This window comes from Rhodococcus sp. F64268, assembly GCF_023015605.1.
Lineage (GTDB): Bacteria > Actinomycetota > Actinomycetes > Mycobacteriales > Mycobacteriaceae > Rhodococcus.
Genome location: NZ_JALKAI010000004.1, coordinates 634,311 through 658,316, shown reverse-complemented (window position 1 = coordinate 658,316; position 24,006 = coordinate 634,311). Strand labels below are relative to the sequence as shown.

Genomic DNA, 24,006 nt, shown 5'->3' with positions numbered 1-24,006 from the left:
AATCGGAGACCCGCAATGGCACAACCGACGACCGTCGACGAGTCGACGATTCCCGAGTTCGAGACGATCCTCCTCGAGGTCGATTCCGACGAACACGTCGCCACGATCACTCTGAATCGACCGGATCGGTTGAATTCGTTCGACCGCACGATGTGCAACGAGATGCGCGAGGCGTGGCGCATCGTCAAGTTCGACGAGCGGGTGCACGCGGTGGTCCTGCGCGCCGCCGGTGACCGCGCGTTCAGCGCAGGCCTCGACATCAAGTCCTCCTACGGTCAACCCGACAACATCTGGAACCACGAGGATCCGGGTGAGCTTCTCAGCCCGAAATGGCAGAAGATGTGGAAGCCCGTGGTGTGCGCCGTCCAGGGAATGTGCACGGCGGGCGCGCTGTACTTCGTCAACGAATCCGATGTCGTCATCTGCTCCAAAGACGCCACCTTCTTCGACTCTCATGTCTCGGCCGGGTTGGTCTCCGCTCTCGAACCCGTCGGGTTGATGCGCCGCGTGGGTCTCGCCGAGACCCTGCGGATCGCACTGATGGGCAACGACGAGCGTGTCGGGGCCGAGACGGCCCTCCGAATCGGGCTCGTCACCGAAATCACGTCGCGCGAACAACTGTGGACACGCGCTCGTGAGATCGCTGCCGGGATCGCAGCCAAGCCCCCGACGGCAACGCAGGGGACCGTGAAAGCCATCTGGGAATCCCTCGACAAGCCGTATCGGGCAGCGATGGATCAAGGCCTGATCTACACACGACTCGGCAATCCGATCGCGAAGGACGAACTCGCCACCCGCGACCCCGAGACGCAGGCATCCCGCGTCACACACTCACCGAGGATTCGCTGATGACCCGAACCGTGCTCGGCGAAGCCGTCACCGACCACCGGCTCACCCGCCGCATCGCGGCCGTGCTCGGCCTCGATCCCGGCGCAGGCGCGATCGAGTACGACGGTGAATGGGTCACGTGGGCACAGATTGCCCGGTTCGCCGACCGTATCAACACGATCTGTCGACAGTACGGTCCCGCCGATGGAGCGGGAATCGGCGTGCTGCTGCGCAACCGCCCCGTGCATGTGGCCACGCTCCTCGGAGTGCTGCTCTCCGGGCGGTGCCTCGTGGTCGTCAACCCGTCGCGCGGGGACGAGCGGACCCGCACCGACATCGCGGAGCTGGGCCTACCCGTGGTCATCGGTGAGGCCGACGACCTCGGCGCGCTCGTCGGCAGGCCGCCCGGTACGACCACGGTGACGGTCGGCGAGGTCTCGCACGAACCCGAAGTCGTGCCCGCAACCGAACGCCCGGGACCATCCGAGAACCGCCCCGGGACGGCGGTCCTCATGCTGACCAGCGGCACCACCGGACCCCCCAAGCGCGTCGAACTCACCCACGACATGCTCGTCCACAGTGTGCTCGGGCCTCCCACGGCCGGCGACACGCCTCCCCGCAAGCTCAGCTCGGGTGTTGCGATCGTCAACGCGCCACTCGTCCATATCGGCGGGGTGTATCGAACGTTGCAGTGCATCGTCGCGGCACGACCGTACGTTCTCCTGCCACGGTTCGAACTCGCAGCATGGGCGGACGCGGTCCGCCGACACCGCCCCCGCGCCGTCTCCCTCGTCCCGACGGCACTACGGATGGTGCTGCACTCCGATCTCACCCGCGACGACCTCTCGAGTCTCCGGGTGGTCACCTCGGGCACCGCCCCGCTGTCGGCAGACGACGCCGACGCCTTCACCGACAAGTTCGGTATCCCGGTACTGACGTCGTATGCCGCAACGGAGTTCGGCGGTGGTGTGGCCGGATGGAGTCTCGCCGATCACCGGCAATACTGGTCGACGAAGCGAGGGAGCGTGGGGCGCGCCGAATCCGGCTCTCTGCTGCGCGTCGTCGACGAGTCCGGGGCCGAGGTCGATACCGACACCGTCGGGCTGCTCGAGGTCAAACCCGCGCAACGCGGCGAGGCAACGGAGTGGATGCGGACCACCGATCTCGCACGCATCGATGCCGACGGGTTCCTCTGGATCCACGGTCGCGCCGACCAGGCAATCATCCGAGGCGGATTCAAGATCATGCCGGACGCCATCCGGACAGCACTCGAAACCCACCCCGCGGTCGAGAACGCCGCTGTCGTCGGTCGCCCCGATGAGCGATTGGGAGAAACTCCCGTTGCCATGGTCGAACCCCGCCCCGATGCACACGTCACGTCGGCCGATCTGGTGGTCTACCTGTCCACCCGGCTCGCCCGCTACGAGATTCCGACCGCGATCGCAGTCGTCGACACCATCCCGCGCACCCCCTCGGGCAAAGCAGACCTCACAGCCGTCCGCAGCCGGCTCCTCACACAAGCGCTCGCGGAGGACGGGGCGCAGCATGCCTGATCTTCCCCCGGGGGCCACGGTAGCGTCGCTGCTCCGCACACGGGCATCCGAAACACCGACGAAGGACATGGTGGTGGACCCGGTGAACAGGGTCGGCTACCGCGAACTCGACACCTCCACGCTCCGCATCGCCGCAGCACTCATCGAGGGCGGAGTCAGCGCAGGCACCCGAGTCGGGCTGATCATGCCGAACAACACCGGGTGGGTGCAGATCGCCGTGGCGATCACTCGGATCGGCGCCGTACTGGTTCCGCTGAGCACTCTGCTCACGGGAGCCGAACTCCGCGCACAGATCCGGACCGCGTCGATCGCCCACCTCGTCACCGTCGACGAGTTCCGCGGTCGCCGCTACCTCGACGCCCTCGCCGCCGAAATCGGACTGCCCGAACTCGAACCGCGCGATGTTCTCGACCCCGAACTACCGTCCCTGCGGAGGATCTGGCGAGTCGCGGACCTACTCGACACGCAGCCGGAGGCCCGTTCTCACACGGTTGCCACTGCCATGGGCGACGCCGTGGCGCCGTCCGACACGATGGTCATCGTCTTCACCTCCGGAAGTAGCGGTGCACCCAAAGGCGTCATGCACTCACACGGCAGTGCACTCGGTGCCGTCGCCTCCGGCTTGGCCGTTCGCTGCATCACCTCCGACAGCCGGCTCTATCTGCCGATGCCGTTCTTCTGGGTCGGGGGTTTCGGTGCAGGGATCCTCTCGGCGCTGATGGCAGGCGCCACCCTCGTCACCGAGGAGATACCGGTGGCCGCCACGACCCTGCAACTCCTCGAACGAGAACGGGTGACCTTGTTCCGGGGGTGGCCCGACCAGGCCGAAGCCTTGGCGCGCGCGGTCGACGAAGCGGGAGCCGACCTTTCGTCGTTGCGACCCGGCAGCCTCGCTGCACTGTTACCTGTCGGTGAACGCGGCGAACCCGGATCTCGCGCGAATCTGTTCGGGATGACCGAGACCTTCGGACCCTACGCCGGCTACCCCCTGGACACCGATATGCCGCGACCGTCCTGGGGCAGTTGCGGTATACCGTTCGACGGCATGGAAGTCCGTATCACAGACATCGAATCGGGCACGCAGGCGCTCACCGGCCGAGAGGGCCGGATCGAGGTCCGAGGACCGCATGTCCTGCACGGTATCTGCGGCCGCAGCCGCGAGGATGTCTTCACACCCGACGGCTTCTATCCCACGGGCGATCTCGGCTGTATCGACGATGCGGGTTTCCTCTTCTACTGCGGACGGATCGACGACATGTTCAAGGTCAGCGGAGCTACCGTGTATCCGAGCGAGGTTCAGGCGGCCTTGAAAAGGATCGACGGAGTGGACAACGCCTTCGTCACGCAGGTCGGCGACGACACCGGCCCACGAGTGGCTGCCGCGGTGATCTGCTCACGCCCGTTCGATCCGTCCGAATTACGCTCGGCAGCAAAAGAACTGCTGAGTTCGTTCAAGGTTCCGACGGTGTGGCTCGTACTCGATTCGGACGAGACCATTCCGCGCGGAGGCACAGGGAAAGTCGACGCGACTCGACTTCGGCACCTACTGACGACCGGCAATGCACAAACCACAGCCCGACCAGAGCGAAAGGACGACATGAAGAAACGATTGACCTGCCCATGCGGCGAGTACGTGCGCGGTACCGACGAGGACGATCTCGTCGAGAAGGTGCGGCAGCACCTCGGTGAACGCCACCCCGACCACGAGTACAGCCGCGACGAGATTCTGTTCATGGCGTACTGAACCTGAATTCCACCGATCCGGAAAGGAGTGACACATGCGTGTCGAAGTCGACAGCGACAGGTGCGTCGGACACGGCTTGTGCGAGGCCACCGCGCCAGACGTGTTCGAGGTAGGCGACGGAGGTTACGTGATCATCGATGACGAGGCCGCGTCTTCCTGCGACGAATCGGATCTGCGCACAGCAGTGAACAACTGTCCCTCTGCTGCACTGCGTGCCATCGAATGAGCTGACTTCCCGGCGGTGTTCCGGTATGAGCTACAGTGAGCCACCATGGGGTCGGCAGCACTCGGTGCCACCGGCAGTCCGTACTACCGCGGGCCGCTCCAGGCCTGCGCTGCCCGACTCTGCGGATCAACTGTGGACGGAAGTCGGAGAGCAATGGCGCGAAAAGTAGAACCTCAGAAACGCGAACGGCGTGAGCGCGGATCCATCAACCCCGAGGACATCATCGCCGGCGCGTTCGAACTCGCCGAGGAGATCCCGGTCGACAATCTGAGCATGCCGCAGCTCGCGAAGCACCTCGGGGTCGGCGTCACAAGCATCTACTGGTACTTCCGCAAGAAGGACGAGCTCCTCAATGCGATGACCGATCGCGCCCTCGAGCAGATGCAGGTCGAGGCCGTGATGGGCGACTCGGGTTCGGACTGGCGGGAGCGTCTCTACAATCACGCGCACGCGGCGCGCAAAGCCTTCCTGGAGAACCCGATCCTCTGCGACCTGATCCTCATCAGATCGTCGCTCAGCCCCCGAAACGCCACGTTGGGCGCGCGCGAGATCGAGCACATCATCGCCGATCTCGTGAAGGGCGGGCTGTCGCTCGACGACGCATTCGACGCGTACTCGGCCGTCCAGCTACATGTGCGCGGATCCGTCGTGCTCGCACGTTTGCAGGAGCGCGGCAAGAAGTACGACCCGACATCGCAGGCGTACTACGAGAATTTGGTCATCACCCCGGACAGCACACCGCTTCTGGCGGAAGCCGCAGCACGCGGCCGGGTCGGCGGGGCACCGAACGACTACAACTTCGAGTACGGCCTCAACTGCATCCTCGACTACACGAGCCGACTCCTCGAGCAGGAGAAGCCGGCTGCGAGCAAGACCAAGAAGACCACCGCGCGCGCATCCCGGGCAAAAACCGCGCCCGCAGAATAGGAGAGCAGTGTGTGCTCGCCGGGGGCGAGCACACACTCCCCGGAATCAGCGGGTGTACGAGATACCCAGGTAGTCGAGAACGTTGGTACGCATGATCGCGTCCTTCTCGGTCTCGTCGAAATCGTCCAGTTCTTCGACGAAATCCGTCGGCTTCGCGAGGCCTTCACCGTGCGGCCAGTCGGAACCGAACAGGACGCGATCTGCACCGACGAGGTCGGCCAGCGCTCGAACGTCGTCCTCGTAGTACGGCGCGACCCACAGATGCCGACGGATCGTGTCGGCCGGCGCCTCCGTGAATGCCCACGGGGTCTGGTTCGCCTGTTTGTTCAGTCGCTTGACCAGCAGCTGCACCCAGTCCGAACCGTTTTCGATGCTGGCGATGCGCAGCTTCGGATGGCGTGTGAACACACCGCCGAGGATCAAGCTCGCCATGGTGTCGTGAATGGCGCGATCGGAGACGACGATGTTCGCGAGTGGGTTCGACGTCTTGAACGGCACGAACCGTTCCGGCGCACCCCACGCTCGTGCGATCGAGCCGTTGTATCCACTGTCGCTGAGATGGAACGCGACCGGAATATCGGCTTCTTCCAGTTTCGCCCACACCTTGTCGTAGGTCAGGTCGCCCAGCGACTTCGATGTCCCGTGGCCGGCGGGCACCGGCGCGGGACGGATGTAGACGAGTTTCACGTCGCGTTCGAGAAGCCTGTCGATTTCCGCGACGGCCTCGTCGGGGTCTGCCAGCGCCAGCATGGGCGCGGAGAAGATGCGGCCCTTGTAGTTGAATCCCCAGTCCTCGTCCAGCCACTTGTTGAATGCCGTCACGCTCGCCATGGTTGCGGGGATGTCGTTCTTGAGCGCCTCCTCGACACCGCATGCGAGCGTCGGAAGCAGAATGACCCCTGACATTTCCTGTTGCTCGATCATGTCGAGGCGAACGTCGCGATCCTGGTAGGCGGGGTTGAGCGGCTCTACCTTCATCAGGCTTCGCGGGTCGACATCGTCCGGGACCTGCCCGCGGAACAGCAGGTCCAGCGCTCCGGGGACGATCACAGGATCGAATGTCGGGTTCGGTACGAACTCGAAAAGCTTTCCACCGGCCAGTAATTCGGTGTGGGTGCCACGTTTGATCACTTCGATGCCGCGATCCTTGAATGCAGGATCGAGGTGCCGTGTGAATGCATCGATCTTCTCGTAGTAGTGGTTGTCGCAGTCGACAGGCCGGTCGTACACGACTTCGTCGATGCGGGTTGAATTCTCGGACACGACGGTCATCGTCGTTCACCTCCGGTCGAAGTTTCAGTACACGGTGCGCGCGCAGATCAACCCCCGCGTCGAACCCAGACTACACCCTTACTGTTGTCAATACAGTATGTTGCCCCGCAGGCGCTTTGCGCTGCGGCGTCGGGCAATCCGCATCGTCAGTGACACGATCGCGCGCGGCACCCACCCGAACGGCGGTACAGCGCTCGACGTCGCGAGCATGAACGGGAGATCTGTCCCCACGACAGACCTGTGGTGGCTGAACGTGTCGAAACCCGCCTTGCCGTGATAGGCGCCCATCCCGCTGTTCCCCACACCACCGAACGGCGCGGCAGCCGGAAGCATGTGAATTCCGAACTCGTTTCGCGCCACCCCACCGGTGCGGGTACTACGAACGAACCTGCGGAAGTCCTCGTCATCAGGCCCGAACCAGTAGGCGACGAGCGGTGAAGGGTGCGTGTTCACGTAGTCGGCAACCTCGGAAAGATCGCGATAGGTGAGGAGCATCAGCGCCGGACCGAAGATTTCCTCCTGGGTGATCCGCATGTCGTCCGAGACACACGACACGAGGGTGGGGGGAATTTTGCGCGTCTCCGGATCGGGAAGCCGTTCACCGCTCGGCGCGACCGACTGCACGACCGCACCTCGGGATCGTGCGTCGTCGATCAAATGCACCACGCGACCGTAGTTCGCGGGGTTGACGCACGAGGGATATTCCGGGTTGGTGATCATGGTGGGGAATCTCTTACGCCACGCGGACAGCACTGCCGTGGAAAATCTTTCGGCCTCGCTCTCATGCACCATCACGTAGTCGGGACAGATGCAGACCTGACCGCCGTTGACCATGCGCCCGAGAGCCACTCGTTCGGCAGCCCGCTCTACATGTGCACGTGGCCCCACCACGACGGGGTTCTTTCCGCCGAGTTCGAGCGTGACCGGCACCAGATTCTGCGCTGCCGCGGCCTGGATACGCTTCCCGACATCGGGCGAACCGGTGAAGAAGAGATGGTCGAGCAGGAGAGCCGAGAATGCAGCACCTACGTCGGCGCCGCCGGTCGCGACGGACAGTTCCGCCTCGTCGAAGTACCTCGGAACGAGCGAGGCGAACAGGTCGGAGGTTGCAGGGGTGATCTCGGACATCTTGATCATCACCCGGTTTCCCGCCGCGAACGCTGCCGCTGCGGGCATGATCACGAGATGGAGCGGAAAGTTCCAGGGCCCGATGATTCCGACGACCCCGAGTGGCGACGGCACCACCTCGGCGCGCAATCCTGCCAGTCGTCCCACTCGCATCAGCGGCGCGGTTCTCATCCACTTCGCCACGTGCGCGCGGGTGTGCTCGATCGCGTCGATGATGCCGACGAATTCCATCGACATCGTGCCGATCCGCGATTTACTGCCGAAGTCCCGAACCAGCGCATCGACGAGTGCATCGGCGTTGTCGAGCATGAGTGCGACAAGCCGGTCGATGCGATGGCGCCGTATCTCCGCCGACGGAAACCCGTCGGCGACGAACGCATCCCGCTGCAGAGCGAGGATGCGCGACAACTCCCCGCCGGAATCGCTCGGTGTTGTGCGGTCGAGGTCCTCGATCGTGCTCATCGCAATCCCCGTTCGACTGTGAATCTCCCAGGACCGAACCCTACCGCAAGAGTTGCCGTATACATTACAGTCTGGCTCATAGTTCATGTGACGGGTTAGCTGATATCACAGGAGTCACCTTGACCGACCTCACCGCCCAGTCCGCGACAGTCACCAGAGAATTCACCATCCCGGAGCTCGTGGATGCTGTCGCGTCGTCCATCCCGGACAGAGACGTCGTCGCCTTCCGCGACCGGCGGATCACACAGGCCATGCTGGCCGATCGATCTCGACGACTCGCCGCCTACCTGGCTTCGCGTGGGCTCGGCGCCCACACCGAGCGCGACCGACTCGGCGGACACGAGATCGGCCAGGACACTCTCGGTATCTACGCCTACAACGGCAACGAGTACCTCGAGTCGATGCTGGGTGCATTCCGCTCACGTGTTGCACCGTTCAACGTCAACTACCGCTATGTGGAGAAGGAACTCGAGTATCTGCTTGCCGACGCCGAAGCGAGCGCAATCGTCTACAACGCGGCGTTCGCACCTCAGCTGGCGCGGGTCCTGCCGGCGCTTCCCCACATCGAAGTCCTCATCCAGATCGCCGACGACTCGGGCAACCCGCTACTTCCCGGCGCCGTCGACTACGAGACGGTACTCGCCGAAACCTCGCCCGACGCAGCGCCGACCGCGCAATCACCGGACGATCTCTACATCCTCTACACCGGCGGTACCACCGGCATGCCCAAGGGTGTGCTCTGGCGCCAGCACGACATCTACATGGCTTCGTGCGGTGGCCGGAACGTGTACACCGGCGAGTGCATCACCTCACCCGGTCAGGTGGCGCAGGCCGCGGCCGAGAATGCCGGATTCACGATGCTCGTGCTGCCCCCCTTGATCCACGGCGCTGCTCAGTGGGCGTCACTGACAGGCATCCTCACCGGACAGACCCTGGTGTTCTCACCGGTGGTCGACCGATTGGATCCGGCGGCAGTGGCGCAGACGATCGAAGCGGAGCGTCCCACCGCGGTGATGATGGTGGGCGACGCCATCGCACGACCACTCGCCACCGAGTTCGAGCAGACCGATGCCGACCTGTCGTCGCTGTCGATCCTGGCGAACGGCGGAGCGGTCCTGTCGCCCCCGGTCAAGCAGCGCCTCCTCGACGTCGTACCGGGCGCCGTGGTGATCGACGGTGTCGGTTCCTCGGAGGCCGGAACGCAGATGACGCACGTCTCGAGCGCAGGTTCTGTGTCGACCGGCCTTTTCACTCCCGGGTCGAACACCTGCGTCCTCACAGAGGATCTCGACGGACTCGCCGAACCCGGGCACGACGACCTGGGCTGGCTCGCCCAACGCGGGCATGTTCCGCTCGGCTACAAGGGCGATGCGAAGAAGACCGCGGCAACCTTCCCGGTTGTCGGGGGCGAGCGATTCGTACTGCCCGGAGATCGAGCGCAACGACTCGACGACGGATCGATCCACTTGCTCGGCCGCGACTCGGTGACCATCAACTCCGGTGGCGAGAAGATCTTCGTCGAGGAAGTGGAAATGGCGATCAGTTCGCACCCGGCCGTCGCCGATGTTCTCGTCGCCGGGCGTCCGAGCGACACGTGGGGCGAGGCGGTCGTCGCGATCGTCCAGCTTCTCCCCGACCACGCAGCAACGGCCGGCGAACTGATCGAGCACGCCGCGAAGTCAGTTGCACGATACAAGCTTCCGAAGTCGGTGATCTTCACTGAGGCGATCCAGCGGAGTCCCGTCGGCAAGGCCGACTACCGATGGGCACGGCAGCAAGCTGCATCGCTCGGTACCGAATGACCTCGGATTCATGACCCTCGGAGTATGCCACCAGAGCATGACCCCAGAGTCGGACTTTCCCCCTCTCCTCCGGGTTTCCGCCGGTTCAGAACCAACGGAAACCCGGAGGAGAGGGGGAAACTGCGTTTCGTAGGCGCCTCGTCTCAGCGAGTCTGGAACCGCTGCGCCCCGTCGAGACGCACGACCTCGCCGTTGATGTACGAGTTCTCCAGCAGATGCTGGGCAAGGAATGCGTACTCGTCGGGCGTGCCGAGGCGCTTCGGGAACGGGATGTTCTTGGCGAACTTCTCGAGCCCTTCCTCTCCGATCAGCTCGAGCAGCGGGGTACGCATGGTGCCCGGCGCGATGGAGTTGAGCCGGATCCCGACCGAGCTCAGATCACGGGCGCCCGTCAGCGTCAGGCCGATGACACCTGCCTTCGCCGCCGAGTAGGCCGACTGCCCCATCTGCCCTTCGAAACCGGCGATGGAGCTGGTCATGACGATGGCGCCCCGCTCACCGTTCGGCTTGGGCTCCAGCTTCGCGATCTTCGCCGCGGCCAGTCGGAGCACGTTGTATGTGCCTGTGAGGTAGAGCGAGATCGTGTCGGTGAATCCCTTGCGCGTATGCGGAGTGCCGTCGCGGTTGACGACTTTCTCCAACACCCCGATTCCGCCGTGCGCGATGACCGCGTACCTGAGGGTGCCCAGTTCATCGGCTTTCGCGAGTGTCGCCTCCACGGAGTCGTCGTCGAGCACGTCGGTCCGCATGTATACGGCCTTGTTGCCGAGTTCGTCGGCCAGCTTCTGCGCCTGCTCGTCGGCAATGTCGGCGATCACCACAGACGCCCCCTCGGCGTGCAGCTTCCGTACCGTCGCTGCCCCCAGACCACCGGCGCCGCCCGTGACCAGTACAACTTCACCTTCGAACGACATATGTTCCCCTCCTATGAAATCGACTTCTTGCGTCGGTCAGCTACCGGTCCAGTTCGGTTTCCGCTTCTCCGCGAACGCTTTCGCCCCCTCGGCGGCATCTTTGGACATGAACACCGGGATGAGGAGGTCCATCTGTTTCTTCCACTTCTCGTCGTCCGACCAGCTCCGCGACTCGGCGAGTATCTGTTTGGTTGCGGCCACTGCCAAGGGCCCGTTCTCGGTGATGCGTTCCGCCAACCGGATCGCTTCGGCCAGAGCCTGACCCGGCTCCGATACCACGTTGACGAAACCGTAGCCGGCGCCTTCCTCCGCACTGAATGTGTCGCCGGTCAACGCAAGCTCGACGGCCTTCTGATACGGAATCCGGTCGGGCAGCCGCAGGAGACCGCCACCGCCGGCCACGAGACCGCGCTTGACCTCCGGCAGACCGAACTTCGCGCTCTTCGCCGCGACAACGAGGTCGGTGGCGAGGACGATCTCGGTTCCTCCGGCCAGGGCGTTGCCTTCGACAGCCGCGATCAGCGGCTTCCGGGGTGGCTTCTCGGTGAACCCGAGACCACGACCTTCGACAGCGGCAATCTCACCGGCCGCGTATGCTTTCAGATCCATTCCCGCGCTGAAGTTTCCACCAGCACCGGTGACGATACCGACGGACAGTTCGGGACTCTCGTCCAACTCGTCCATCGCATCGGCGAGCCGCTGACTGACCGCGCGATTCACGGCGTTTCGTGCATCCGGCCGATTGATCGTGGCGATCAGTATGCGCCCGCGGCGCTCGACCAGTACTTCGTCCGACATACGGTTTCCTCTCAACCTTCGACTTCGAACACCACGGCACCGCCCTGGCCGCCACCCGCGCACATCGCTGCGACGCCGATCCCGCCACCACGGCGTGCCAGTTCGTAGACCATCGTCGTCACCATGCGTGCACCCGACGCCGAAATCGGATGCCCTAGGCTGCAACCACTTCCCGACACATTCACGATGTCTTCGTCGATGCCGAATTCTCGGCAAGCAGCAATCGGGACGGATGCGAACGCCTCGTTGATCTCCCACAGGTCGACGTCGGATACGGCGAGCCCGGCGCGGTCGAGGACCTTGCCGATCACCGCCACCGCGCCGAGTCCGCAGTCGCGCGGCGGCACTGCGGATGCCGCCCACGCCTTCACGGTCCCGAGCGCCTTCAGCCCCTTGTCGCGCGCGAGTTCGCGGCTCGCAAGAGCGATGACAGCCGCGGCGTCGTTGATACCACTGCTGTTGCCTGCAGTCACCGAGAACCCCTCGATCTCGGGGTGCAGGACGGGTAGAGCAGCGAGCCGTTCGACCGTGGTATCGCGGCGCGGGTGCTCGTCCACACTGAAATCGACGAGAGAGCCGTCTGCGCCGGCAACCTTGAGCGGCATGATCTCGTCGACGAACTTCCCTGCATCGATTGCAGCAACAGCACGCTGATGCGATCGTGCCGCCCACGCGTCCATGTCCTCACGGGAGATCCCGACGGCTTTCGCGGTGTTCCAGCCCACCGTCACCGCCATATCGAGAGTCGGCGCGTCGGGCGTCTCCGGGTGGCTCGGAGGAATCCACGGCTCACGGTATTCCGTACCACCGGGAGTCGGAACACGCCATTTCATCAGTGGGCCGGTCGACAGTGACTGGACACCGCCCGCGATGAGGGCTCATTCCATACCGGAGCCGATCTGTGCCGAGGCGTTTCCGATCGCGGTCAGGCTGCCCGCGCAGTGCCGATTGACGGCCTGTCCCGGAACACCTTCCAGGCCCGCGGCAACAGCGGCGTACCGGGCGAGGTCGCCCCCGCCATAGTTCGCTTCGGCCAGGATGATGTCGTCGATGTCCGCGGCATCGAGGCCGGACCGGCGAATCACTTCCGGGAGGACGGCGGTGGCCAGTTCCTCCGCTGATGTGTTGACCAGAGAACCTTTGAAGGAACGTGCGATCGGGGTGCGGACTGCACCGACGATGACTGGTTGTGGCATGGGTGAACCTCACGTAGTCGGGGGCGAGTGTGCCCCACCTCGGTTGTCGAAGTCGATCGGTGAGAGGTCAGAGTTTTCTGACCGACATCCTCTTGATTCCGTGAACGAAGTCGCTGTGCACGTATTCGGGCTCGGCTACCTCGATCTCCGGAAGCCTCGACAGGAGCTCTCGGAAGAGGTGTTTCAGTTCCAGGACGGCCAACTGTTTACCGAGACAGAAGTGCGGGCCGCCACCCCCGAAACCGACGTGCGGGTTGGGTGTTCGACCCACATCGAACTTGAGGGGCCGGTCGAAGACTTCGTCGTCGAAGTTTCCGGAGCAGTAGAACATGACGAGCTTCTCGCCTGCCTTGATCGGCGTGCCCGCAACCTCGGTGTCGACCACTGCGTGGCGCGCGAACTCGATCACCGGCGTCGACCATCTGACGAATTCGTCGACGGCCTCCGCGCCGCGTTCGTCCCAGTCGTCCAGCAGCCACGAGATCTGCTCGGGATTGTCGGTCAGCGCCTTGAAGGCGTGAGAGGTGGCCTGTTTGGTGGTGTCGTTGCCGGCGGATGCCAGCAGAACCATGAACGATCCGGCTTCGTCGTCGGTGAGTCGGTGACCGTCGACTTCGGCCTGCACGATGTTGGTCATCAGATCGTCCTGCGGATCGGCCCTGCGCTTCTGCGCGAGTTCGACGCCTGCCTGCGTCAGCACACCGAGTTGGGTCATCATGTGCGTTGCACGCTCTTCGATGCTCGCGTACTCGTCGTCGCTGGTGCTGAACAGCGCTTCCGCTGCGTAGGCGACGGCTTCGTGGTGCGCCGGATCGATACCGATCATCTGCGACACCGTCCTCATCGGCAGTTTCTTGGACACCGACCGGACGAAGTCGACGGGGTCACCCGAGTCGAGTTCGCGGAGAAATTCGTCGACGATTGCCGCGGCGTTCGCGATGATCTGCTCTTCGATCGTGCGCACCTGTTTGGGCGTGAACGCCATGCTGATCAAGCGTCGATAGCGCGTGTGCTCCGGCGGATCCATGGTGAGGAAGAAGCTGATCCCCTTCTGGATCTCGGCAGGCATGGGATCCATACTGATACCCGCCGACGAACAGAACAGCTCGGGATGGGCACTCACATAACGAATATCGGCGTGTCGCGTGACGGCCCAGTAGCCCTGTTCCTCATGGGGGAAGAGCGACTCGGTGGGGCGATGCCAGGTGAGCCCTTCGGCGGCACGCAACCGCGCGAACGTCTTCTCACGCTCGAAGAAATCCTGGTCCCAGAACCACGACGCGGAGATGTCCAGCGAGTGGTACGGCCGAGTCGACGCAGTGGAGACGTTGCTCATGCTACCTCCGGATACCGGTTGGTTATGGCGACGAAGCTGTGGGTGAAGCAACGGGCCCGCGCTCATCCGCGCGGGCCCGGACACCCATACCGTATACCATTCCGTAAGGAAGTCGATAGAACAACGGCTCACATTCTCCCGACCTGCTCCCGCGCGCCTTCCTGCTTCCCACAACGGCTACAACACGTGGCGGAAACTGGAAAGCGCGCGGGAAAGCCGATCGGCAATACCGAACGTCATGCCTCTCGACAGCGGCGCACCAGCCCCTTCGTCATATGCGCGAGCACCGCGCTCAGGCCCGCACCCGCAACCTTGTGCACAAAGGCAGGCCCTACCGGGTCCATCGCCGCACGCCAGGTGAAGCGGGTACCCACACCCTCGGGCTCGAGAATGTAGTCCTCTGCGAAGGCACGACAGATCGGCCGGCTGATGCTGTCGGCGGTGAACGTCATGCGACGGTTCTCGTCCCAGCGGTAGAAACGTTCCTCGACGGTTGCCGCGCCGAGAAGTGTCACGTTGCGAACGGCTCCGACGCCGCGGGTGACCGAGCCGTCCCACTCCGCCTGTGTCACTCCGGGGCTCCACGACTGCACGGCGTCGTCCGCAGACAGTTCCCGCCACAGTCGTTCAGGCGGGACCGGCACGAATGTGGTGTGGGAACCGCGCACAGGAGCCGTGTCGAAGAACGAGTCGTCGGTGGCGGTCAATGAATGCATACCGGTCATAGCGCTGTCCACTTCTGGGAGGTCTGTGTATTCGTCGAGTTCTCGAGGTTCGGAGCACAGGTGCCGACGCAGGAACGCGGCCGCGTCGACGACAGCGGCGTGCGCCTCGGGAAGCCGCCGGCACAGGGAGACGAACGAGTGCACCTGTCCGGGCACGGTGGACGTCGCGCTGGGAACACCCGCGTCGAGTAGCGCGGCATTCAGGCGCGCGGCGTCGGATCCGACGCATTCGGTGGAGCCGACGAAGCTGGCGATGGGTGGCATTTCGGCAAGCATCGACGGCGGGGCGTAGAACACGTCGATGTGCGGCGAGCTCCGATCCTCGTTGCCCACATAGACGTCCGCGCAGCGTTGCGCGAAGACCGGCGGCAGGAACGGGTCCCGGGCCAGGTTGTCGGCGCGCAGAGCCTCCTCACCGGATGTGTCGAGCAGCGGAGAGAACAACACGACCGCGCCGGGCCCGGCTTCGCCGTTCTCGATCAACGTGGTCAACATGCTCATCGCGAGATGCGCTCCGGCCGACACTCCGACGATCGCGATGCGGTCCGGTGAATGGCCGCGGGCGATCAGCGACCGGTATGCGGCGAGGGCATCCGTGCGAGCGGCGGGGAACCGGTGTGCGGGGGCGAGTCGGTAGTCGAGTGCGAGCACCCGCATTCCGGTCGCAATGGCGAGATCCGAGGTGACCGCCCGCTCGAGTCGCGCCGACCCTGCGACGTAACCGCCGCCGTGCAGGTACAGGATGATCTCGTTGTCGAGGGCATGCTCAGGCACGATCATTTCGCCGGGCACGACATCGTCGACGACCGCGGTGCCCGCGGCCGCGCTCAACCCACCGAGTACAGAACCGGCAGCGATCGCGCACCGCAGGATCGCGCGCCCGGGCCCGGACGGGTCGGCGTGCTCGAAGATCGGGCGCAGCAGCATGCGGGTGGTTGCCGCGAGCGCTGTGCTACGGCGACTCACGGTACTACGGCGACTCACGGTCATCGCCGATCGGCTCCGGTCATCGTCCGGCCGACTCACGTCGTTCGAGGTCCTCGATGAGTGTGTGCACCGTGCGGTTCCGCACGACCCACTCGTCGATCAGAGGGTTGACGATCCCACGCAACGCTGAATACGCAGACCACAGTCTCGGCGTGACGACCCGTGGCGCCCGCCGTTCGATCGCGCGCACAGTGACGGCAGCAGCGTGGTCGGGGCCCACCCGCCTGTTCATCGGCCACGGCAACAGCTGGCCGACACGCACTCCCAAGGGATCGCGGTCGAGCGTGTTGCGTGCCAGTTCCGTGTCGACGAATCCGTAGTAGGCCACCGTGACGGTCGCACCGGCGTGGGCCAGTTCGAGTCGCAGAGCGCGTCCGACCTGTTCGACGGCGGCCTTGCTCGCCATGTACGCGGAGCCGCCGAGACCCGGACTGAAGGCCGCAGCCGAGGACACGACGACGACGTGCCCTCTGCGCGCGACGATCCCGTCGAGAGCGGGGTGAATCGTATTTAGTGCGCCGGTGAGGTTGACCGCCATCACGCGGTCGAACTCGGCGAGATCGGAGGAGCGGATGGTCGCGGGCGGCGGGGTGATACCTGCGTTCGCGACGACCACGTCGATCGGCCCGAAGTCCGCCGCGGCTCGGGTGACGACGTCGGCCATCGCGTCACGGTCTGTGACGTCGGCGACTGCGACGAAGGTCGAGTTCACGTCGAGCGTGTCGGCGGCCTTCTTCAGCGTGGTCTCGTCGCGGTCGACGAGCACCACTCGGGCACCCCGTCCGAGAAGCTCTCGGGCCATGGACAATCCGATGCCCTGCGCAGCCCCGGTGATGAGGGCGACTTTGCCTGCCAGGTCAAGTGAGCGCGTCATACCGTCATCTCCTTCGAAGCGCGCCGCGCGGTGGAGCCGAGGACCTTGCCGAGCCGGTAGTCGGCGAGGTCGAATGTCGACATCCGTCGCCGGAACGACGCGTTGAAGCCGGGCCAGAACGTGAAGTTTCGGCCCGACGGACTCAGGTAGTAGCTGCTGCATCCGCCGGAGTTCCACACCGACCCGGTGAGACGACGGTCGGTATCCTCGACGAAATCGTGCTGGACATCGGCGCGTACCTCGACACTGTCGATTTCGGCGGCATCCATGGCATGTAGGCCCGCGAGTAGGTAGTCGATCTGCGTCTCGATGGTGACCACCTGGGAGGTGTAGACCACGGAGTTCGGGCCCAGCAGCATGAACATGTTGGGGAAATTCTCGATCGTCGTCCCCAGGTAGGCGCTCATCTCACCGCCCGCCCACTGCTCCGACAGCAGGCGGCCGTCACGGCCGCGCAGTCGGGAGAAGCCACTGTTGTTCGTGAGCTTGAATCCGGTGCCGAACACGATGGTGTCGACCTCGTGCCTGGCGCCGTCGACGGTCACGACCGCGTCGCGTTCGACGTGATCGATCCCGGCGGTGACGACGTCGACGTTGTCGGACGCGAGAGCCGGGTAGTACTTGTTGGAGAAGGTGGGCCGCTTACATCCGAATGCGTACGTGGGGGTGAGCTTCTCGACCAGCGCCCGGTCTTCGACCTGACGACGCAGGTGCCAACGTCCGAGTGCCGCAGCGCCACTGAGCAATCCGGGTCGGTAGACGAGCCCGGGCACGAGGGCTTCCTGGACGAGATCCAGGGCCTTGCGCGCCGCCCGCTGAGTGGCGGGCACCTTCGCGAAGAGTCGCTGTACACGCGGGGCCACCGGCCGGTCGGGGTGCGGGAGGATCCAGGTGGGTGTCCGCTGGAACACCGTCATGTGCTCGACCTGTGGTTGCAGGCGCGGGATGAACTGCACGGCAGACGCCCCGGTGCCGATCACCGCGACACGGCGTCCCGTGATGTCGTGCTCGTGGTTCCAGTCGGCCGAGTGGTAGGTGGAACCGTCGAACGAGTCGAGGCCGGGCAGGTCCGGCACGGAAGGTTCACTGAAAGGGCCCATCGCAGCCACGAGGATGTCAGCGGTGTAGTTCCCTCGACCGGTTTTCACACGCCAATGTTTCGCTGTGTCGTCCCAGGCTGCCTCGATCACCTCGGTCCCCAGATGCAGGTGGGGGCGAAGTCCGTGCTTGTCGGCGCAGTCCTCGAGGTACTGCTGGATCTCCTCTTGCAGCGGGTAGAGCCTGCTCCAGTCGGGCTTGGGCGCAAACGAGAACGAGTAGAGGATCGACGGTATGTCGCACTGAGCGCCCGGGTAGGTGTTGGCCTGCCAGGTCCCGCCGAGTGTCTCGGCGCGTTCGAAGATCGCAAAGTCGTCGATTCCGTCCTGCAGGAGCCTGATTCCCGCTCCCAGGCCACCGAATCCGGCACCGACGATGGCAACACGCAGGTGTGTATCAGTCATGATTCGGCTCGTTTCACAGATCGATTTCGAGTGCGGACCCCGCCGCGCGCGACACGCACGGGAGCATGGATTCCGCCCGTTGTTCGCCCAAGAGGCGCGTGTCGCGGTGATCGACGTCGCCGGACAGCACACGCACCTTGCAGGTTCCGCAGAACCCTTGCCTGCACGAGTAGGTCGCACCGGGGACGGCACGCCGGATGGCGGAGAGGGTGGTCTCGTCGGCAGCGACCTGGACGGTGCTGCCGGTCCGGGCGAGACGCATTTCGAAGGGTTCTCCTCCGACGACGGGAGGCGGGCTGAATCGTTCGGTGTGCAGCGAGCAGGTGGGCGCCACGAGCGGGGCCTGCTGGTGTGCGTCCTTGGCCAGGGGCGCCGGACCGCACAGGTAGATGGCACCGTGAGGTTGCGCGTGATCGAGTATTTCGGCGATCGGGGTGATGCCGAATTCGTCGTCGGGCCGGATCATGACGTCGCCACCGGGGAGTGCCGACAGTTCGTTCCGGAACGGCATCGTGTCGAGGGAGCGGCCGAGGTAGTACAACTTCCACGGCCTGCCGGCACCTGCGACACTGCGGATCATCGGGAGGATCGGGGTGATTCCGATCCCGGCGGCGACGAAGAGATACGACGGTGCCTCAGCGAGAGGAAAAGCGTTGCGGGGTCCGCGGACTCGGATCGTGCTGTGTTCGGCGATCGTCTCGTGGATCTCTGCGGAGCCCACGCCGTCGTCGACGCGGCGGACGGCGATTCGGTAGCGGGTGCGATCCGCGGGGTCGCCGCACAGGGAATATTGACGCTGTAGACCCGACGCCAGGAAGACATCGACGTGCGCACCGGGAACCCAGCTGGGCAGAACCCCGCCGTCCGGGGAGACCAGCGTCAGAGAGACGACTCCGTCGGCCTCCACGGTGCGCGTCTCGACGCGAAGCACTCGATCGTAGTCGCTGTGCCGCACGGGAGCGGGTCGAGACAGGATGGGCGCGAACCTGCTCTCGCTGAACAGCTTCGAGTAAGCTCTGGTTGCGTGCATCACCGCGCCGAGGAACGGCGACGGGGTGGTTGCGGTGCTCATGCTGCGGCCTCCCTGGCGGCAGGGGACTGCGCGAGGTAGCGAACAGCCTTGTCGATGTCGCCCATCCGCGACGGATGGAAGTCGCGCTTGAGATAGGGCGGGATCTGCTTCGCGAGGAAGGTCAGGGTCGGGATCATCGATGCCTTCGCCGAACGTCGATAGGCGCGGGGCCAGGACACACGACGCGTTTCGGTGGTGTCGATGCGGTACATGTAGGCGGTGGTGCTGAACCACAGGAGCGCCAGGCCCGCGAACGCGATGAATGCGGTGCGCACGCGGCGGGCGTAGCTGCCGTCGACGTACTGGAAGGCGTCGTACGCGACGTTGCGGTGCTCCATCTCCTCGGCGCCGTGCCAGCGCAGCAGGTCGAGCATCGTCGGATCGACACCGCGGCGGTCGAACGGTGTGTTGTCGATCAGCCACTCGCCGACGACGGCGGTGAAATGTTCGGCGGCGGCGTAGATGCCGAGGCGTTCGCGCAGCCAGAACCGTCCCGCGCGCCCTGTGAGGCCGTGGTCGCCGAAGATCTGGTCGACGATGTATCCGATTCGGTCGAGGACGGGCGCGATGTCGACGTCGTGCTCGGCGAGGTACCTGCGGAAGCTCTCGTGGGAGCTCGCGTGCGTTGCTTCCTGGCCGACGAATCCGACGACCTCTTCGTGCAGACGCGGGTCGTCGATGTAGTCCAGGGATCGACCGAAGACATCAGCCATGGCGCGTTCGCCTTCGGGTAGGACGAGGTGCATGACGTTCCAGAACTGCGTGGCGTACGAGTCGCCGGGAACGTACTGCAGGGGCACCCCCGACCAGTCGAAGCGCACGTTGCGGGCGGTGATCGCCAGCGCTTCCTCGGTGTAGGGCGTCGGAGCGCCGTGATGTGACGGCATGACATGTCTCCTCGGTCGGATACGTGTAACCACTCGATACACAGAAGATACATATGTACATGAGATGTTTCAATGTTCCAGCGCGACCGGAGGATAATCTGTATCGATGCCTGCCGAACAACCCGTCACACCCGCGCCACCCGCGATCGGCGCGACGAACCCTCCCGAGATCGAATCGATTCTCGACGCGGCAGAGGTCCAGTTCAGCGAGGTCGGTGTACGGCTCACGACGGTCAATGACATCGCGCAACGCGCGGGAGTCGGGCGGGTGACCGTATATCGCCGAATCGGAGGTCGCGACGAGATCGCGCAGGCCGTGACGGCACGCAGCGCAGCACGCCTGATCGAGGAGGTTGTCGCCACAGCCCGGGCGGCCGAGACCATCGACGACATGATCGGCAATGTATTCGCCGCCACCGTCCTGCGCATGCGTGAGCATCCGGTCTGGAACCGGATGCTCACCCTCGAGGCCGCGAGTTCCCTACCTCGACTGACGACCGACGGGGGCTCGCTCCTGACCACCGCGACCCACGCTGCCGTCGCCATCCTGCAGGAAGCGGTGGAATCAGGGCTGATGCCCGCCGTCGACGACCTCAGCGCACGCGCCGAGGTCGTCGTCCGGGTCGCCCATTCCGTAGTGCTCACGCCGCAGGCGGTGGTCCCCCTCGGATCGCGCGACGAACTGTCGTCCTTCGCAAGATCCCACCTACTGCCGATCGTGTTTCCTCACCGGCCGTGACGCAGCCCCAGCACCCGCCGCAGCACCGGCAGCACATACGCCTTGCGGCGAAGCGCGATCAACTCGAATCCGGGCAACGGGAAGCGCTGACGCACCACACTGCGCGTACGAACGAACTCACGCATCCCGTCGATCCCGTGGACACGCCCGAACCCACTGTCTCCGACCCCACCCATCGGGACTGCACCCATACCCGCGAACGCGACGACAGAGTTGATCGTGACCTGGCCGGCACGCAACCGCTCGGCGATCTCGACACCGCGCCGACGCGAGAACACCGATGCACCGAGCGCGAAGTCGCTCGCATTGGCTGCCTGCACGGCCTCGTCGACGTCCGTGACCGTCCGCACGATCACCACCGGACCGAACGTCTCCTCCCGGACCGCGACCGAGTCCTCGTTCGCATCGAGAATCACGACCGGTTCGATGTACCGCTGACCCACCGACTCGGACCCGCCGAGCAGCAGATGTCCACCGTCCTTCACGGCAGCTGCGATGTGACGACGTACCACGTCGATCTGGGCGGGCATCGTCATCGGCCCGTACGTGGCGTCATCACCATCGCCCGGGCGCACCTGGTCGAGCTGACCACGCAATTCCGCTAGAAACCTGTCTCGGACCTCACGAACGACGTAGACACGTTCGACACCCACACAGGTCTGCCCGGCATTGGAGAATGCTCCCCACGCGATGGCACGCGCAGCCGCCTTCACATCGGCGTCCTCCGCCACCACAGCCGGGTCCTTACCGCCGCATTCGAGCAGCACCGGCGTGAGGGTCTGCGCGCATTGCGCCATGATCTTCTTGCCGGTGCGCGTCGACCCGGTGAATCCGACCTTGTCCACCCCGGCGTTGCAGAGCAGGGCACCGGTCTCCCCGAACCCCGTGGTCAACTCCAGAACACCGGTCGGCGCAGCAGGATTCGCTCGATAGAATGCTTCGACGTACCACGCTGCGACGGCAGGTGTGTACTCACTCGGTTTCAGTACGACGGTGTTTCCCGCGGCGAGCGCGAACGACACCGAACTGTTCGGTGCGTAGAGCGGATAGTTCCATGGCGAGATGATGCCGACGACCCCGAGCGGCCTGTACTCCACGTCTGTCGCGTAATTGGCGAACAGCAGCCCCGGGCCGGACTTCGGCGGACGCAACGCGGCGGCGGCATTGTCCTCGGCCCAGCGCATATGCTCCACGGCCAGAACGACTTCGATGAAGGCGTCGTCGCGCGGCTTGCCGTTCTCCCGGTGGATCAGGTCGATGATCTCGTCTGCGTTGCGCCAGATCCACCTGCGCCACCGTCGCAGGTGGGCAGCCCGACCTCTGATCCCCTGGTGCTGCCACCACGGAAGCGCCGATCTCGCGCGATCGACCCGCAGCCGTACCGCGTGCTCGTCGTGGACCCGGAAACGCTCGACCTCCTCGTCCGTCGCCGGGTCGAGGGAGCGGAATTCTTCCTGCGACAGTCGGATGTCTGCGGTCATCCGATGCTCTCCGGCACTGCGGCGGGCCTCCCCGCGAGCGTTTCCCGGAGCTCACGCTTGAGGATCTTGCCCGCACCCGACATCGGGATGGCATCGACGAAGTCGAAGCTTCGCGGGGTCTTGTAACCGGCGATGTGCTCCTTGCAGAACGCCTGTAGTTCCTCGGCCGTGACCTCGGCACCTGCTGCCAGGATCACCACGGCGTGCACAGTTTCGCCCCAGGTCTCGGACGGCAATCCGATCACCGCGGACTGCGCAACTGCGGGGTGCTTGCTCAGTGCGCTCTCGACCTCGGCGGAGTAGACGTTCTCACCGCCGGTGACGATCATGTCCTTGAGGCGGTCGACGACGAAGACGAATCCGTTCTCGTCGAGGTAGCCACCGTCGCCGGTGTGGTACCAGCCGTCGCGCAGGACGGCGGCGGTCTCGGCAGGCTTGTTCCAGTAGCCCTGCATGACATGGCCACCGCGCACACAGATCTCACCGACCGTGCCGGTGGGAACCGGATTGCCGTCGGTGTCGACGATGCGCAGTTCCGAGTGCGGTGCGGCCTGCCCACCCGAGCGCAATGTGGCACCCTTGTGGTCGTCCGGCAGCAGGAGCGAGGCGACGGGCGCAACCTCGGTCATGCCGTACGCCTGGGTCATTCGCACGCCCGGGAACATCGTCAGGATCCGATTGGCCAATCCCTCACCGATAGGCGAACCGCCGTAGAGGATCCGCTGCATCGCCGACAGGTCGTGCTCGCCGACAGCCGGATGGTCGACGAGAAGCTGCAGCATGGTCGGGACGAGCAGGACGTCGGTGGGGCGATGCTGCTCGATTGCCTTCAGCACCGCAACCGGTTCGAAGAACGGCACGATGATGTGCGGTCCCCCGAGCATGACCTGACCCGCCCACGCGGCCAGGTCCGCGAGGTGGAACATCGGCGCCGCATGCAGGAAACGCGCGTCACCGGACAGCAGTTCACCGGTGGCAACCGTTCCGGCTGCCGAGGTCACCATGTTGGTGTGGCTGAGCATCACGCCTTTGGGGAAGCCTGTGGTTCCACCGGTGTAGAAGATGCCTGCCAGTTCGTCGCCGGAACGTCGTGCGTCCTCGACCGGTTCGTGGGTGGCGATCAGCTCTTCGTATGACACGGTGCCTTCGGGAGCGTCGTTCTCCCCCGCGTACACGACGGTGGTCAGGTCGGGGCATGCGGCACGCAGAGCCGGTACTGCTGCGGCGAATGCGTCGTCGACGAGGAGCACCTTCGTGCCCGAATCATTGAGCGAGTAGGCGATCTCGGCGGGGCTCCACCGGATGTTGACCGGGTTGAGGACCGCGTCGGCCCACGGGACCGCAAGGAGGTATTCGGCGTAACGGTCGCTGTTGAGTGACAGCATCGCGACGCGATCGCCGGAGGTCACACCGAGACTGTGCAGACCGGCGGCGAAACGAGCGATCCGGCCGATGTGTTCGCGGAACGTGTACGTGCGATCGCCGTAGATCGTGGCGGGCGCCTCGGGGGTGCACTGCAGGGCACGGTGCAAGCCTTGGGTCAGGTACATCGA

General features: G+C 64.9%; 19 protein-coding genes and 1 pseudogene. 7 read left to right on the top strand and 13 right to left on the bottom strand.

Annotated elements, in window-relative coordinates:
* The first annotated feature begins 15 nt into the window (after window positions 1-15).
* From MWU77_RS13470 to MWU77_RS13450, 5 genes are all read left to right on the top strand, one after another.
* Window positions 16-849 (top strand): enoyl-CoA hydratase/isomerase family protein, encoded by an 834-nt coding sequence (locus tag MWU77_RS13470; protein WP_169689543.1) that lies wholly within the window; start codon window positions 16-18, stop codon window positions 847-849.
* Window positions 849-2,381, top strand: a complete 1,533-nt coding sequence (locus MWU77_RS13465; protein ID WP_247273935.1) for a class I adenylate-forming enzyme family protein — start codon at window positions 849-851, stop codon at window positions 2,379-2,381. The genes MWU77_RS13470 and MWU77_RS13465 overlap by 1 nt, the downstream gene beginning before the upstream one ends.
* A complete protein-coding gene (locus MWU77_RS13460) occupies window positions 2,374-4,125 on the top strand; it encodes a class I adenylate-forming enzyme family protein (protein WP_247273934.1) in 1,752 nt (583 codons plus the stop codon). Before MWU77_RS13465 ends, MWU77_RS13460 begins: the two co-directional genes overlap by 8 nt.
* Window positions 4,126-4,159: 34 nt before the next feature.
* Window positions 4,160-4,351, top strand: a complete 192-nt coding sequence (locus MWU77_RS13455) for a ferredoxin (RefSeq protein WP_247273933.1) — start codon at window positions 4,160-4,162, stop codon at window positions 4,349-4,351.
* A gap of 153 nt (window positions 4,352-4,504) precedes the next feature.
* Window positions 4,505-5,278, top strand: coding sequence for a TetR/AcrR family transcriptional regulator (locus MWU77_RS13450; RefSeq protein ID WP_169689539.1), 774 nt, complete (start codon window positions 4,505-4,507; stop codon window positions 5,276-5,278).
* 45 nt (window positions 5,279-5,323) lie between these two features.
* On the opposite strand, the gene MWU77_RS13445 is transcribed toward MWU77_RS13450, so the two are convergent.
* A complete protein-coding gene (locus MWU77_RS13445; RefSeq protein WP_169689538.1) occupies window positions 5,324-6,550 on the bottom strand; it encodes an amidohydrolase family protein in 1,227 nt (408 codons plus the stop codon).
* A gap of 87 nt (window positions 6,551-6,637) precedes the next feature.
* Window positions 6,638-8,140 (bottom strand): aldehyde dehydrogenase family protein, encoded by a 1,503-nt coding sequence (locus MWU77_RS13440; protein ID WP_281499322.1) that lies wholly within the window; start codon window positions 8,138-8,140, stop codon window positions 6,638-6,640.
* Between the two features lie 119 nt (window positions 8,141-8,259).
* Here MWU77_RS13440 and MWU77_RS13435 point away from each other — a divergent pair, with 119 nt between their 5' ends.
* The gene (locus MWU77_RS13435) at window positions 8,260-9,942 is read left to right on the top strand and encodes an acyl-CoA synthetase (protein WP_247273932.1); all 1,683 of its coding nucleotides are present in this window, start codon (window positions 8,260-8,262) and stop codon (window positions 9,940-9,942) included.
* Between the two features lie 143 nt (window positions 9,943-10,085).
* Here the strand turns inward: MWU77_RS13435 and MWU77_RS13430 are convergent, their stop codons facing one another.
* The 9 genes and pseudogenes from MWU77_RS13430 to MWU77_RS13390 all read right to left on the bottom strand — a co-directional run bounded on the left by MWU77_RS13430 (window position 10,086) and on the right by MWU77_RS13390 (window position 20,233).
* Window positions 10,086-10,856, bottom strand: a complete 771-nt coding sequence (locus MWU77_RS13430; RefSeq protein ID WP_169689535.1) for an SDR family NAD(P)-dependent oxidoreductase — start codon at window positions 10,854-10,856, stop codon at window positions 10,086-10,088.
* Window positions 10,857-10,892: 36 nt separating this feature from the next.
* Complete coding sequence (locus MWU77_RS13425) at window positions 10,893-11,654, bottom strand: crotonase/enoyl-CoA hydratase family protein (protein WP_247273931.1); 762 nt, start codon at window positions 11,652-11,654, stop codon at window positions 10,893-10,895.
* Window positions 11,655-11,665: 11 nt separating this feature from the next.
* Window positions 11,666-12,850: pseudogene (locus tag MWU77_RS13420) on the bottom strand (thiolase family protein).
* A gap of 67 nt (window positions 12,851-12,917) precedes the next feature.
* The gene (locus MWU77_RS13415) at window positions 12,918-14,186 is read right to left on the bottom strand and encodes a cytochrome P450 (protein WP_247273930.1); all 1,269 of its coding nucleotides are present in this window, start codon (window positions 14,184-14,186) and stop codon (window positions 12,918-12,920) included.
* 236 nt (window positions 14,187-14,422) lie between these two features.
* Entirely contained in the window at window positions 14,423-15,877 is a 1,455-nt protein-coding gene (locus MWU77_RS13410; RefSeq protein WP_247273929.1) for an alpha/beta hydrolase fold domain-containing protein, read from the bottom strand.
* Window positions 15,878-15,917: 40 nt separating this feature from the next.
* Window positions 15,918-16,772, bottom strand: a complete 855-nt coding sequence (locus MWU77_RS13405; RefSeq protein ID WP_247273928.1) for a short-chain dehydrogenase/reductase — start codon at window positions 16,770-16,772, stop codon at window positions 15,918-15,920.
* Complete coding sequence (locus tag MWU77_RS13400) at window positions 16,769-18,274, bottom strand: NAD(P)/FAD-dependent oxidoreductase (RefSeq protein WP_247273927.1); 1,506 nt, start codon at window positions 18,272-18,274, stop codon at window positions 16,769-16,771. The genes MWU77_RS13405 and MWU77_RS13400 overlap by 4 nt, the downstream gene beginning before the upstream one ends.
* Window positions 18,275-18,287: 13 nt before the next feature.
* Window positions 18,288-19,346, bottom strand: a complete 1,059-nt coding sequence (locus MWU77_RS13395; protein ID WP_169689529.1) for a PDR/VanB family oxidoreductase — start codon at window positions 19,344-19,346, stop codon at window positions 18,288-18,290.
* Complete coding sequence (locus MWU77_RS13390) at window positions 19,343-20,233, bottom strand: metal-dependent hydrolase (protein WP_169689528.1); 891 nt, start codon at window positions 20,231-20,233, stop codon at window positions 19,343-19,345. The genes MWU77_RS13395 and MWU77_RS13390 overlap by 4 nt, the downstream gene beginning before the upstream one ends.
* 106 nt (window positions 20,234-20,339) lie before the next feature.
* Between MWU77_RS13390 and MWU77_RS13385 the strand changes: the two genes are divergently transcribed.
* A complete protein-coding gene (locus MWU77_RS13385; RefSeq protein WP_247273926.1) occupies window positions 20,340-20,972 on the top strand; it encodes a TetR/AcrR family transcriptional regulator in 633 nt (210 codons plus the stop codon).
* Here MWU77_RS13385 and MWU77_RS13380 read toward each other — a convergent pair.
* Together MWU77_RS13380 and MWU77_RS13375 are read right to left on the bottom strand one after the other, a co-directional pair.
* Window positions 20,960-22,453, bottom strand: a complete 1,494-nt coding sequence (locus MWU77_RS13380) for an aldehyde dehydrogenase family protein (RefSeq protein ID WP_247273925.1) — start codon at window positions 22,451-22,453, stop codon at window positions 20,960-20,962. The genes MWU77_RS13385 and MWU77_RS13380 overlap by 13 nt on opposite strands.
* Entirely contained in the window at window positions 22,450-24,003 is a 1,554-nt protein-coding gene (locus MWU77_RS13375; RefSeq protein ID WP_247273924.1) for a long-chain fatty acid--CoA ligase, read from the bottom strand. Before MWU77_RS13375 ends, MWU77_RS13380 begins: the two co-directional genes overlap by 4 nt.
* Between the last annotated feature and the right edge of the window lie 3 nt (window positions 24,004-24,006).

What these genes read in the sequence shown, in the direction of transcription:
- MWU77_RS13470 (WP_169689543.1), top strand. Translation starts at nt 16, where the DNA reads ATGGCACAACCGACGACCGTCGACGAGTCGACGATTCCCGAGTTCGAG.
- MWU77_RS13465 (WP_247273935.1), top strand. Translation starts at nt 849, where the DNA reads ATGACCCGAACCGTGCTCGGCGAAGCCGTCACCGACCACCGGCTCACC.
- MWU77_RS13460 (WP_247273934.1), top strand. Translation starts at nt 2,374, where the DNA reads ATGCCTGATCTTCCCCCGGGGGCCACGGTAGCGTCGCTGCTCCGCACA.
- MWU77_RS13455 (WP_247273933.1), top strand. Translation starts at nt 4,160, where the DNA reads ATGCGTGTCGAAGTCGACAGCGACAGGTGCGTCGGACACGGCTTGTGC.
- MWU77_RS13450 (WP_169689539.1), top strand. Translation starts at nt 4,505, where the DNA reads ATGGCGCGAAAAGTAGAACCTCAGAAACGCGAACGGCGTGAGCGCGGA.
- MWU77_RS13445 (WP_169689538.1), bottom strand. Translation starts at nt 6,550, where the DNA reads ATGACCGTCGTGTCCGAGAATTCAACCCGCATCGACGAAGTCGTGTAC.
- MWU77_RS13440 (WP_281499322.1), bottom strand. Translation starts at nt 8,140, where the DNA reads ATGAGCACGATCGAGGACCTCGACCGCACAACACCGAGCGATTCCGGC.
- MWU77_RS13430 (WP_169689535.1), bottom strand. Translation starts at nt 10,856, where the DNA reads ATGTCGTTCGAAGGTGAAGTTGTACTGGTCACGGGCGGCGCCGGTGGT.
- MWU77_RS13425 (WP_247273931.1), bottom strand. Translation starts at nt 11,654, where the DNA reads ATGTCGGACGAAGTACTGGTCGAGCGCCGCGGGCGCATACTGATCGCC.
- MWU77_RS13415 (WP_247273930.1), bottom strand. Translation starts at nt 14,186, where the DNA reads ATGAGCAACGTCTCCACTGCGTCGACTCGGCCGTACCACTCGCTGGAC.
- MWU77_RS13405 (WP_247273928.1), bottom strand. Translation starts at nt 16,772, where the DNA reads ATGACGCGCTCACTTGACCTGGCAGGCAAAGTCGCCCTCATCACCGGG.
- MWU77_RS13400 (WP_247273927.1), bottom strand. Translation starts at nt 18,274, where the DNA reads ATGACTGATACACACCTGCGTGTTGCCATCGTCGGTGCCGGATTCGGT.
- MWU77_RS13395 (WP_169689529.1), bottom strand. Translation starts at nt 19,346, where the DNA reads ATGAGCACCGCAACCACCCCGTCGCCGTTCCTCGGCGCGGTGATGCAC.
- MWU77_RS13390 (WP_169689528.1), bottom strand. Translation starts at nt 20,233, where the DNA reads ATGCCGTCACATCACGGCGCTCCGACGCCCTACACCGAGGAAGCGCTG.
- MWU77_RS13385 (WP_247273926.1), top strand. Translation starts at nt 20,340, where the DNA reads ATGCCTGCCGAACAACCCGTCACACCCGCGCCACCCGCGATCGGCGCG.
- MWU77_RS13380 (WP_247273925.1), bottom strand. Translation starts at nt 22,453, where the DNA reads ATGACCGCAGACATCCGACTGTCGCAGGAAGAATTCCGCTCCCTCGAC.
- MWU77_RS13375 (WP_247273924.1), bottom strand. Translation starts at nt 24,003, where the DNA reads ATGTACCTGACCCAAGGCTTGCACCGTGCCCTGCAGTGCACCCCCGAG.